General features: G+C 40.1%; 4 protein-coding genes. All 4 read left to right on the forward strand.

All coding sequences use genetic code 11. The features are described 5' to 3' along the window. Nucleotide 1: 1 nt before the first annotated feature. The gene (locus tag HWQ42_RS10070) at nt 2-4,564 is read left to right on the forward strand and encodes a non-ribosomal peptide synthetase (RefSeq protein ID WP_292811477.1); all 4,563 of its coding nucleotides are present in this window, start codon (nt 2-4) and stop codon (nt 4,562-4,564) included. A 157-nt stretch (nt 4,565-4,721) separates the two neighbouring features. Next, entirely contained in the window at nt 4,722-6,368 is a 1,647-nt protein-coding gene (gene panP, locus HWQ42_RS10075; RefSeq protein WP_292811479.1) for a pyridoxal-dependent aspartate 1-decarboxylase PanP, read from the forward strand. Between the two features lie 46 nt (nt 6,369-6,414). Continuing rightward, entirely contained in the window at nt 6,415-11,097 is a 4,683-nt protein-coding gene (locus HWQ42_RS10080; protein WP_292811481.1) for a type I polyketide synthase, read from the forward strand. Nucleotides 11,098-11,137: 40 nt separating this feature from the next. Then, nucleotides 11,138-13,809, forward strand: a 2,672-nt coding sequence (locus tag HWQ42_RS10085) for a type I polyketide synthase (protein ID WP_292811484.1), incomplete at its 3' end; no start/stop codon positions are given.

The following is a 13,809-nucleotide window of genomic DNA, read 5'->3' on the forward strand; positions in this document are numbered from 1 at the left end:
CATGGGTGTGCAAAACAAAAACATTGAAAATTTTTATCCCCTCTCGCCCATGCAGCAGGGCATTCTGTTCCATAGCCTTGCAGCTCCTAAATCTGGCATCTATTTTGAACAATTTAGCTGGACTATCCACGGAAAGCTCAACATTACAGCATTCCATCGGGCATGGCAGCATATTATAGAACGACATTCCATTCTCCGAACCTGCTTCGTTTGGGAAGGCTTAAAAGAACCAGTACAAATTGTGCATCGACAGGTGGCTTTACCGTGGCAGGAGTATAATTGGCAGGATCTTTCCCCAGAAGAACAACAACAAAAGTTAGAACTTTTCTTGCAAAGCGATCGCTCCAGTGGGTTTGAACTTAAGCAGCCTCCATTGATGCGCCTAACACTGGTTCAACTTTCGGACATTTCCTATAACTTTACCTGGAGTCATCATCATCTATTGTTAGATGGGTGGTCTGTTGCCTTAGTTTTTAAAGAAGTCCTTGCTTGTTACAAAGCTTTGAGCAATGGTCAAGAATTATACTTAGAATCAATTCGCCCGTATCGAGATTACATTGTCTGGCTACAGCAACAAAACCTATCTGAAGCTGAGACTTTCTGGCGACAGATACTTAAAGGTTTTACCACTCCGACACAGCTATCGGTGAATCAACGAGCTAGAAAATTACTGACTCAAACAGATGGCTATGACGAGCGAGAAGTTAAACTTTCTGTAGTAACAACAGCAGCATTGCAGTCTGTAGCAAAGCAACATCAATTAACACTGAACACCCTTGTACAAGGAGCTTGGGCTTTGCTATTGAGCTGCTACAGTGGCCAAAAAGACGTAGTTTTTGGGGCAGTAACTTCTGGTCGTCCCCATACTTTAGCTAAAGCCGAATCTATGGTAGGGTTGTTTATCAACACGTTACCGATTAGAGTACAAGTATCATCCCAAGAATTTCTTTTGCCTTGGCTTCATAAAATCAAAGATCAACTAGTTGAAGCACGGCAATACGAGTATTGTCCATTAGTGAAAGTCCAAGAATGGAGCGAAGTTCCCAAAGGTGTATCTCTGTTCGAGAGTATAGTAGTTTTTGAGAACTATGCTGTAGATCCTTCCTTACGGCAGAGGGATATCAATTTGCAGATAGAGGAATTTCATAGCTTTGAAAAGACTAACTATCCGATAACCCTAAGTGTGAATCTAGGTGAGGAGTTGTTGCTCAATATTACTTGCGATGATAGCGATCGCTTCGACAATGACACAATCACCCGAATGCTAGGACATTTACAAACTTTGCTAGAGGGTATGTCCACCAATCCACAGCAACGTCTTGGTGAGTTATCGCTCTTAACAGAACATGAGCGACATCAGTTACTTGTGGAGTGGAATCAGACTCAGGTGGAATATTCTCAAGATCAATGCATCCATGAATTATTCGAGGCTCAAGTAGAACGTACACCCGATGCGATCGCAGTGGTGTTTGAAGACCAACAGTTGAGCTACTGCGAACTCAACGCCAGAGCCAATCAACTAGCACATTATTTACAAACTTTAGGAGTAAAACCAGAAGTATTAGTCGGAATTTGTCTAGAGCGATCAATCGAGATGATCATTGGACTATTAGCCATCCTCAAAGCTGGGGGAGCCTACGTACCGATTGATCCAACCTATCCGCAGGCGCGATTGGCACTGCTGCTAAATGATGCTCCACTGACAGTATTACTTACACAACAGTACCTACTGGCACAGATGCCACCGCATACAGCAAAAGTCATCTGCTTCGATGACGATATTAATTGGCAAGCCGGATCATCAGCAATCAAACAAAACCCTGTAAATCAAACCACCCCTGCAAATTTAGTCTATGTGATTTATACATCAGGCTCTACTGGCACACCCAAAGGTGTCACTATCCAACATCAATCTTTGGTAAACTTTGTCCAAGCAGCGATCGCAGAATACCAACTACAAGCACAAGACCGGATCTTGCAATTTGCCTCCATCAGCTTTGATGCCGCTTGTGAAGAAATTTTTCCTTGTTTGCTACACGGTGCGACTTTGGTATTGCGAACTGATGAAATGTTGGTTTCGATCAAAGCTTTCAATGAAAAATGCCAACAGCATTGCATATCGGTTTTAGATATACCTACTGCTTTTTGGCATCAGATAACTTCAGAACTGGCAACATCAGCATTAAAGTTACCAGAATCACTGCGCCTAGTTATTATTGGTGGCGAAAAAGCTTTACCAGATAAACTTAACATTTGGCAACAGCAAGTAGAATCAGGCATACGTTTGATTAATAGCTACGGGCCAACAGAAACCACAGTAGTTGCTACAGTTTGCGACCTGACAACTGTAGAAGGGGAAGTGCCGATTGGCAGAGCGATCGCTAATATGCAAACCTATGTGTTAAATACTGATTTACAACCAGTTCCCATCGGTGTTTGGGGCGAATTGCACATTGGCGGAATTGGCGTAGCCAGAGGCTATCTGCACCAACCAGAGTTAACATCTGAGAAGTTTATACCAAATCCTTTTAGCGATCGCCCAGGTTCTCGTCTTTATAAAACAGGCGATCGGGTACGCTACCGCAGCGATGGTCAACTTGAATTTAGCGATCGTATTGACAACCAAGTAAAAATTAGGGGCTTCCGTATTGAGCTAGGAGAAATAGAAGCACTCATCAACGAACATCCATCTGTTATGGAAGCAACAGTGATTTCTAGGAAAGATGTGTCAGACTACGAGCAGTTAGTGGCTTATGTAGTTGCTAATACATCTGATGTTGTAAAAGAGCAGACATCAGCAGTTGATTTGAACACTCAACAAGCCTCGCAGTGGCAAGCAGTTTTTGATAGCCTCTACAACGAGTTAGACTCAGAACAACAGTCAGGTTTTTATATCAAGGGCTGGGAAAGTAGCTATACAGGCTTGCATCTCCCTGATCAAGAAGTACGTGAATGGATGGATCAAACAGTTGAGCGGATTTCAGCTTTACAACCAACCCACATCCTAGAAATTGGTTGTGGTGGTAGCGGTCTAATGCTTTTACGCTTTGCTCCTCATTGCACACAATACTGTGCAACTGATATCTCGCAAAATGCTCTAAACATTCTCCAGCAACAATTAAACAACTTAGGGCAAAACCTGTCAGGAGTGAGCTTTATCCAGAAAGGAGCAGATGACTTCACAGGTATAAGTGCAGATACTTTCGATGCTGTCTTTATAGTCTCAGTAGCCCAATATTTTCCAAGTGTTGACTACTTATTAAAGGTGTTGGAAGGTGCTGTAAATGTAGTAGAGCCTGGAGGCTTTATATTTTTAGGAGATGTTCGCAATTTTAGCTTACTAGAAGCTTTTCACACCTCTGTTCAACTACATAAAGCACCAGCCTCTCTCTCTGTAGAAAATTTACAGCAACTTGTGCAAAAGCAAATATTTGCAGAGAAACAGTTAGTGATCGATGCGGCGTTTTTTATCGCCTTAAAACAGCATCTGCCCAAGATTAGTCATGTAGAAGTTCATCTGGAACGCGGGCACTTTCATAATGAGTTGACTAAATTCCGATACGATGTGATTATCCATGTAGAACATGACAATCCTCCAGTAGATATTTCATGGTTAGATTGGCAGCAAGCAAAGCTGACGCTTGCATCTGTCCGCCAATTACTTATAGAGACTGAGCCGGATATTTTAGGAATTGTTAATGTGCCTAATGCTCGTGTCTTGCCAGATATAAAAGCTGTAGAATTACTCAAAAAGCCCAAAGGCTTGACAAATGTTGGTGAGGTACGCCAAGCTCTTCAGGCAATAGCAACAACTGGCGTAGATCCCGAAGAATTATGGGCTGTTAGTGAAGAATTACCTTATATCGTCGATATTAGCTGGTCAGATGATAGTGTCGATGGTCAATACCAAGTAGTATTCAAAAAGCGCACTGTAGCATCACAAATGAAGCCTATAATGGTAGCTCCTTCTTGCAGTGGAAAAACAACTAGCTCTCAGACTTGGAGTGATTTTGCTAATACTCCACTACAGCAAATGTCTAATACTCAGGTTGTGTCCCAATTACGGCAGGATTTAAAGGCGAAGCTGCCTAACTACATGATGCCGTCAGCGTTCGTGATGCTAGATGCACTACCACTTACACCTAATGGTAAGGTTGATCGCCAAGCATTACCTGCACCTGGTACGGCAAGGCCTAAATTAGAAGCAGCTTATCAGCCACCCCAAACCGAAATAGAAAAAACTATTGCTAGTATCTGGCAAGAAATACTGAATGTTGGGGACGTGGGAATTCATGACAATTTCTTTGAACTTGGTGGTCATTCATTGCTCTTAATTCAAGTTCATAGCAAGTTGCAAAAAGTATTTCAGCGAGATTTCACCTTAGTTGATATGTTTGAATATCCGACTATAAGTCACTTGGCTAAATATTTTAATCAGGAATCTAGCGAAGAAACACCTGTTTTACTACCTGTTCATCACCCAGAGAGCAGAACGGCTTCAGTACAGCGGCGAAAACAAGTTAGAAAAGAGTATCGAGCAGCAACAAAGCAAAAAGATGTTTAGTTTAAACAAGGCATTGAAGAAATAAGGGCGATCGCTAAAACATTAATGGCGTATAAAATCGAACATTTTAGAAAGTGCTAATAACACTTAAAGAAAAGAAGGCAAAACCTTCTTATTTCAAAAATGAACTATAAAAATTTATTGCAACAAATACAATATGACATCGAGCAGCCAAGAAATGCTAAACAAGAATTACCTTTTTGAATCTGAACAGGTATTACATGATGAGATAGAAGAGCAAGTAATGCAAATGTTTGCTTCATTCAATCAGGTAAACTCTATTGAAAAACAAATAGATGAAATAACTGATAATATTTCTCAAGATTTTTTAAGCAATATTGACTCTAATACCAATATTGATTTAGACTCACTACTAGAAAAGTTTTCTGATAGTAAAATTCCACTTCAGCCCACTAACTTTGAGGGCTATCTCAAGTACATAGGCAATAATCTTGTTGCTCATTCAATACATACATCTTCGCCACGATTTATTGGTCACATGACCTCGGCACTTCCTAGTTTTGTACGCCCTTTGGCTAGACTCATGACGGCAATGAATCAAAACGCCGTCAAAATAGAGACAGCTAAAGCCCTCACCTTCTGTGAACGTGAGGCTTTGGCTATGTTGCATCGACAGATTTATAATTTTTCTGACGGTTTCTACACTCAACATATTCAAAACAACCTCAGTACACTAGGAATCTTAGTTTCTGGTGGAACAGTGGCGAATATCTCAGCACTTTGGTGCGCGCGAAATGCTTCACTAGGACCCAAAGATGGATTTCTCGGCGTAGAAAAAGAAGGTTTAGCAGCTGCTCTAGATTTCTATGGCTACAAAGGAGCAGTAATTATTGGCTCTGACTTGATGCACTACTCTTTTGATAAAGCTGCGGATTTGATGGGCATTGGTACTCATAGTTTGATGAGAATCCCTACTGACTGTAATAATCGAGTTAACTTACAAGCACTGCGCCAAACTGTTATAGACTGTCGTAACCAAAACTTACTAATTATCGCAATTGTAGGGGTTGCTGGCACGACAGATTCAGGTGGAGTTGATTCCCTTAAAGATATTGCGGAGATTGCACAAGAAGCCAATGCTCATTTTCACGTAGATGCTGCTTGGGGTGGCCCACTGATTTTTTCTGAACAATATCGGTATAAGCTTGCTGGTATAGAAAAAGCTGATTCAGTCACTATTGATGGACATAAACAACTGTATTTGCCAATGGGTATTGGTATGGTCTTTTTCCGCAACCCCTATCTAGCTTCTTCAATCGAAAAACAGGCTAGCTATACCATGCGTAAGGGATCGTTTGATTTAGGGAAACGTGCTTTAGAAGGTTCTCGGCCAGGCATGGCTTTATTTTTACACGCTGGTCTAAAACTGATTGGGCTTAAGGGATATGAGTTTTTGATTGATGAAGGAATCCGCAAAACTCAATATATGGCTGCTCGGATTTCGGCGATGCCTGAATTTGAATTGTTGGCAGAACCTGATACTAATCTGTTAATCTATCGCTATATTCCAGAGCAATTTAGAGGGCTGATTGCCAACACACAGTTAACAGAAACAGATAATCAAATTATCAATGATTGTAATGAATGTTTACAAAAAATGCAGCGCCATATCGGTCGTACTTTTATCTCACGAACAACAAAAACAATTATCAGTTTGGACAAAGAAATTCCTGTAATTGCCATGCGTGCAGTAATTGCTAATCCATTAACTACTGAAGAAGATATTGAGGCTGTTTTAAATGACCAAATTCAGATTGCTGCTGAAATTTCACTTTCATGTTGAACAACTTGTTATTAGAAAACAAATATTTATTATCAGGTTTTGACTTATGGATATAGCTAATAATTTTATTCATAGCTTAAATGAGAATCTTCAGGACGAGATTGCTATTATTGGTATGGCGGGTCGTTTTCCGGGAGCAAATGAAATTGATAGCTTTTGGAACAACCTGCGGGATGGCGTAGAGTCAATTTCTTTTTTCACGAATGAAGAACTAATATCTGCTGGGGTAGATCGATCATTGCTTAACGAACCCAATTACGTGAAGGCAAGCGGTATATTAGAAGATATAGAGTTATTTGATGCTTCATTTTTTGGTTTTTCCCCCAGAGAAGCTGAACTTACAGACCCACAACACCGTCTTTTTATGGAAAGTGTTTGGGAAGCTTTAGAAAATGCTGGCTATAATTCGGAAACTTATAGCGGTCAAATAGGTCTTTTCGCTGGTCTTGCTGCCAGTTCCTATCTGCTATCAAACTTATATTCCCATCGGGATTTGATGGAATCAGAAGGCAGTATTACTATTGGCAATGATAAGGATTTTCTCCCAACACAAATTTCTTATAAATTAAACTTAAGAGGGCCAAGTATCAATGTTCAGACAGCCTGTTCCACATCATTGGTTGCTGTCCACCTAGCCTGCCAAAGTTTACTAAATGGTGAAAGTGATATAGCTTTAGCAGGGGGTGTTAGCGTTGAAGTGCCGCAAAAAACTGGTTATCACTATCAACAAGGAGGAATTCATTCTCCTGATGGTCATTGTCGAGCTTTTGACGCTCAAGCGAAAGGAACTAATGGTGGCAGTGGTTTAGGTGTAGTAGTCTTGAAAAGATTAGAGGATGCTATTGCTGATGGTGATTTTATTTATGCAGTAATCAAGGGTTCAGCTGTTAATAACGATGGCTCTTTAAAGGTTGGATATACAGCCCCTAGTGTTGATGGTCAAAGGAAGGTTATTTTAGAAGCTTTAGCTTTAGCTGGAGTCGAACCTGAGACTGTTTCTTATGTAGAAACACACGGTACAGGAACTATCTTAGGAGACCCGATTGAAATTAAAGCTCTCACACAAGCTTTTCGTGCTAGCACAAGTAAAAAAGGTTTTTGTGCTATTGGTTCAGTCAAGACCAATGTGGGACATTTGGATACAGCAGCTGGTGTAACAGGCTTAATTAAAACAGTTCTGGCATTAAAACATAAACAAATACCTCCAAGTTTGCACTTTCAAGAGCCAAATCCACAGATAGACTTTGCCAATAGCCCCTTTTACGTCAATACCAAATTATCCGAGTGGAAAAACAATGGAACACCCCGCAGAGCTGGTGTGAGTTCTTTTGGTATTGGCGGGACTAATGCCCATGTTATTTTGGAAGAAGCTCCAGTAGAGACGCAACTTGGCGCGTCTCTACACTCCCGTCCGTGGCAATTGTTGTTGCTCTCAGCCAAAACCAGCACAGCTTTAGACACTGCAACAGCACAATTGCGTGATTATTTAGAGCAAAACCCCGATATTCCCCTACCAGATGTCGCTCACACCCTACAAGTAGGTCGTCGAGCTTTTGACTATCGCCGCATCGTGATTTGCCAAGACCCAAATGATGCAGTGAAATCGCTTAACAGCCAATACCCACAACGTATTTTTAGTTACCACCACAAGCCAGGTCACTGTCCAGTCATCTTGATGTTTTCAGGACAAGGGTCACAATATGCAAACATGGGTCGGGAACTGTATGAGGTCGAACCGACATTTAAAAAACATGTAGATACTTGCGCTGTGATTTTGCAACCCCATCTGGGCATTGATATCCGTTCCCTACTTTATCCCAGAGAAGAAGATACTGAAGCAGCTTGTTTGCAACTACAACAAACAGCCTTCACCCAAAGCGCGTTATTCGTTACAGAGTACGCCCTGACTCAATTATTAATGTCTTGGGGTGTGCGACCAGAAGCAATGATTGGTCATAGTATTGGGGAATATGTTGCCGCAACCATTGCAGATGTATTTTCTCTGGAAGATGCCTTAAAAATTGTGGCAAAAAGAGGACAGTTGATGCAACAGTTGCCCTCTGGGAGTATGCTGGCAATTAGGCTACCAGAAAAAGATGTGCAATTGCTGCTGTCTGCACAAAAGTTGTATCAAACATCTCTACAAATCGCAGCAATTAACAGCCCATCTTCTTGTGTAGTTTCGGGAACAAACCAGGCAGTTGCAGCCCTAGAAAAGCAATTATCCTCTCAAGAAGTTGAATGTCGGCTGTTGCATACATCTCATGGATTTCATTCGGCGATGATGGAGCCAATATTGCCAGCATTTATTGAGGTGATAAAAACAGTCAAACTGAATCCACCACGCATCCGGTTTATTTCGAATGTAACTGGTAGTTGGATTAGTAAAGAGCAAGCGACAAATCCGAATTATTGGTGTGAACATTTACGAGAAACTGTCAGATTTTCAGATGGGATATCCCAACTCATACAGCAATTTGAAGGTGTTTTTCTGGAGGTAGGACCAGGGCGAACTTTAAGTACACTAACGACACAGCATTTGGATGGAAATGCCAAGCAACAGGTATTCACTTCGTTACGCCATGTTAAAGAACAGCAATCGGATGTTCCCTGGTTGTTGCAAACATTAGGTCGGTTGTGGCTTTCTGGTGTTGAAATAGATTGGTCGGGATTTTATACCCATGAGCAGCGTCATCGTTTGCCTTTGCCTACTTACCCCTTTGAACGACAAAGGTACTGGATTGAACCTAACAAGCAAGGACAAGATGAGCGTCACACTCCAGTATCACTGGGTAAAAAACCTGATATAGCCGACTGGTTTTATATCCCTTTTTGGAAGCCTTCGTTACCACCATTACAACTTGAACATCAAGAATTAGCATCTGAGAAGTCCTGCACTTTGGTGTTTATCGATGAGTGTGGCTTGGGTAGTAAATTGGTCAAACAATTAGAAACACAAAACCAGGATGTAATTACTGTAAAAGTTGGTGAGAGTTTTACCATACTAAGTGAATCTCAATATACTATTAATCCGAAAAATAATTATGAATACGATATTTTACTCCAGGAGCTTTCTAAGCAAAATAAGTTGCCAAAAACGATTGTTCATTTATGGAATGTTACACCTAGTAGTGACGAAGAATTAGAAATTGAAAAAGTCGAAAAAGCTCAAACAATAGGATTTTACAGCCTACTATTTCTTGCTCAAGCTTTGGGAAAACTAGAAACTAGTGATAATTTTCAAATTACAGTTATTTCTAACGACCTACAGTCAGTAAATGGTAATGAAGTAATTTCTCCGGAGAAAGCTACTTTACTTGGGCCAATTAAAGTCATATCTCAAGAATATTCAAATATAAACTGTCGTAGTATTGATGTTATACTTGCAAAACAACGAAATTGGCAAGAAGAAAAACTTGTAGAACAATTGCTGGCGGAACTGAAAGTTCCTGATTCGGAAAAACTCATTGCTTATCGAGGTTTGAACCGTTGGGTACAAACTTTTGAACCTGTGCGCTTCGATAAAGCTAAAATCGAAAAGCCTCGACTAAGAGAAAAAGGAGTCTATTTAATTACAGGTGGACTCGGAGATATTGGACTTGTTTTGGCAAAATATTTGGCTCGAAGTGTACAAGCAAAACTAGTATTGATAGGACGTTCTGGTTTACCCAAAAAAGACGAATGGTCTCAATGGCTTGCTACTCACGATGAAACTGATAGGACTAGCTACAAAATTCGCAAAGTTAAAGAAATCGAAGACTTAGGTGCAGAAGTTTTAGTGGTGAGTGCTGATGTGAGTAACATCGAAAAAATGCAAAGTGTCATTACTCGAACTCAACAGCAATTTGGTCAGTTAAACGGTATCATCCATGCTGCTGGAATTCCTGGAGGCGGTGTCATTCAGCGAAAAACTCAAGCAGAAGCAGAAAGTATTCTGGCTCCGAAAGTCAAAGGTACAGTAGTTATTGATTCACTTGTCAAAAATATTCAGTTAGATTTCTTTATTCTAGTATCATCAAGCACCTCAATTTTAGGGGATTTTGGACAAGTAGACTATTGTGGAGCAAATGCTTTTCTTGATGCCTTTGCTCACCGTAATGCCTCAAAACATGGCAAATTTACTACAAGTATCAACTGGGATGCTTGGCAAGAAATTGGAATGGCTGTAAACACAGGAGTTCCTCAACACCTCCAAGAATCACGAATAGAAGAGCTTAAACAAGGTATATTACCTAATGAGGGTGTAGAGGTTTTTCTACGTACTTTGGCAAATACAATATCTCAAGTTGTAATATCTACCTCTGACTTCTTGGATAAACTCAAACATTATAATTCTTCCAAACAAATACAATCTCTAGAATTTTTAGAAATTGCCAATCTATCTAGCTCAAAATATCCTCGACCTGAATTAAGTAATGATTATGTTGCTCCTCGAAATAAAATTGAGCAACAGCTATTTGAAATTTGGCAACAAATCCTTGGGATTGAAAGGATAGGAATCTATGATAATTTTTTTGAACTTGGTGGTGATTCACTGATAGGTATTCAACTGATTGCAACCTTAAATAAGGTATTTCATGTAAATATTTCTATTGCCAAACTTTATGAATGTCCGAATATCAGTTCTATGGCAAAGATTTTTACTCCTGAAGAATCTCAGGAAAATGCTTTTGAACAAAGACTAAGCCGAGGACAGAAAAGAAGACAGATGAAAATCCAAAGTAACTAAAATATGTTAACTTCAGTTAATTTATCTAGAGCGAGAAATTATGAATACCAATATAAAACAAGAACAAACAGCAAATATAGATATAGCAATAGTGGGAATGTCTGGCCGTTTACCTGGGGCAAAAAATATTGATGATTTTTGGCATAATCTTCAAAATGGTGTTGAGTCTATTTCATTTTTCTCCAATCATGATTTAGTAGATTTAAATCTTGAAGAGGAAGTTTTAAACGAATCCAATTATGTTAAAGCAGCACCTGTATTAGAAGACATTGAGTATTTTGATGCTAAGTTCTTTGGTTGCAGCCCTAGAGAAGCTGAAGTAATGGACCCCCAACATCGCCTATTCATAGAATGTGCTTGGGAAGCTCTTGAAAACGCTGGATACGATCCAGAAAACTATGAAGGTTTGATTGGGGTTTATGCCGGTATTAGCACAAATAGTTACTTTTTTCACAATATATATGAAAACGTTAATTTAATAAATATTTCCAATAACTATACTCTGAACAAAGATTTTTTGACCACTAATATATCGTATAAATTAAATTTAAAAGGACCAAGTGTAGGTATCCAAACTTACTGTTCTACTTCATTAGTTGCTGTACATTTAGCCTGCAAAAGTTTACTTGATGAAGAGTGTGATATTGCTTTAGCAGGTGGGGTTACGATTATAGTTCCACAAAAGTCAGGTTACTTATATGAAGAGGACGGAATTTTGTCTCCTGATGGTCATTGTCGGGCATTTGATGCTAAAGCACAGGGTACTATTTTCGGCAGTGGACTGGGAATAGTCGTTTTAAAAAGATTAAAAGATGCAATAGCAGATAGAGATTACATTCATGCAGTTATTAAAGGTTCAGCAATCAATAATGATGGCTCTTTAAAAGTTAGCTATACAGCACCTAGTGTAAATGGCCAGGCTGAAGTTATTGTAGAGGCTCTGGCAAATGCTGGAATAGATGCTGATGATATTTCCTATATAGAAACTCATGGAACTGGAACAGCTGCTGGAGACCCAGTAGAAATTGCTGCGCTCACTAAGGCTTTTCGTGCTTTTACGCGAAGAAATGGCTTCTGCGCTGTAGGTTCAGTAAAACCAAATATTGGACATCTAGACACAGCATCTGGTGTTGCAAGTCTGATCAAAACTGTCCTAGCATTAAAATATAAACAAATACCTCCTAGTATAAATTTTGAAGCTCCCAATCCTGAGATTGATTTTGTCAACAGCCCCTTCTACGTTAATACTAAACTTACCGAGTGGAAAGCTAACAATACTCCCCGGAGAGCAGGAGTTAGTTCCTTAGGTTTTGGTGGAACTAATGCCCATCTGATTCTGGAAGAAGCCCCTGACATTAAATATTTTGATGACTCTAGACCTTGGCAATTGATATTATTATCAGCCAAAACTAGCACAGCCTTAGATACTGCAACTGAAAATTTGGTTACGTATTTAAACCAATATCCAGATATAAATTTAGCTAATGTTGCTCACACTCTAAAAGTGGGTCGTAGAGCTTTTAACCATCGCCGAATTTTGGTGTGTGAGAGTGTTAAAGATGCTGTAAGTGTCTTGGCAACACAGGCGCAGGAACGGATTTTTACTGTATGTCAAGAGCATAGACAACAGCCAGTAATCTTGATGTTTTCAGGACAAGGGTCACAATATGCAAACATGGGTCGGGAACTGTATGAGGTCGAACCGACATTTAAAAAACATGTAGATACTTGCGCTGTGATTTTGCAACCCCATCTGGGCATTGATATCCGTTCCCTACTTTATCCCAGAGAAGAAGATACTGAAGCAGCTTGTTTGCAACTACAACAAACAGCCTTCACCCAAAGCGCGTTATTCGTTACAGAGTACGCCCTGACTCAATTATTAATGTCTTGGGGTGTGCGACCAGAAGCAATGATTGGTCATAGTATTGGGGAATATGTTGCCGCAACCATTGCAGATGTATTTTCTCTGGAAGATGCCTTAAAAATTGTGGCAAAAAGAGGACAGTTGATGCAACAGTTGCCCTCTGGGAGTATGCTGGCAATTAGGCTACCAGAAAAAGATGTGCAATTGCTGCTGTCTGCACAAAAGTTGTATCAAACATCTCTACAAATCGCAGCAATTAACAGCCCATCTTCTTGTGTAGTTTCGGGAACAAACCAGGCAGTTGCAGCCCTAGAAAAGCAATTATCCTCTCAAGAAGTTGAATGTCGGCTGTTGCATACATCTCATGGATTTCATTCGGCGATGATGGAGCCAATATTGCCAGCATTTATTGAGGTGATAAAAACAGTCAAACTGAATCCACCACGCATCCGGTTTATTTCGAATGTAACTGGTAGTTGGATTAGTAAAGAGCAAGCGACAAATCCGAATTATTGGTGTGAACATTTACGAGAAACTGTCAGATTTTCAGATGGGATATCCCAACTCATACAGCAATTTGAAGGTGTTTTTCTGGAGGTAGGACCAGGGCGAACTTTAAGTACACTAACGACACAGCATTTGGATGGAAATGCCAAGCAACAGGTATTCACTTCGTTACGCCATGTTAAAGAACAGCAATCGGATGTTCCCTGGTTGTTGCAAACATTAGGTCGGTTGTGGCTTTCTGGTGTTGAAATAGATTGGTCGGGATTTTATACCCATGAGCAGCGTCATCGTTTGCCTTTGCCTACTTACCCCTTTGAACGACAAAGGTACTGGATTGA

Origin of the sequence: Nostoc sp. JL23 (assembly GCF_017115065.1) — a bacterium.
Classification (GTDB): domain Bacteria; phylum Cyanobacteriota; class Cyanobacteriia; order Cyanobacteriales; family Nostocaceae; genus Nostoc; species Nostoc punctiforme_A.

What these genes read in the sequence shown, in the direction of transcription:
- HWQ42_RS10070 (WP_292811477.1), top strand. Translation starts at nt 2, where the DNA reads ATGGGTGTGCAAAACAAAAACATTGAAAATTTTTATCCCCTCTCGCCC.
- panP (WP_292811479.1), top strand. Translation starts at nt 4,722, where the DNA reads ATGACATCGAGCAGCCAAGAAATGCTAAACAAGAATTACCTTTTTGAA.
- HWQ42_RS10080 (WP_292811481.1), top strand. Translation starts at nt 6,415, where the DNA reads ATGGATATAGCTAATAATTTTATTCATAGCTTAAATGAGAATCTTCAG.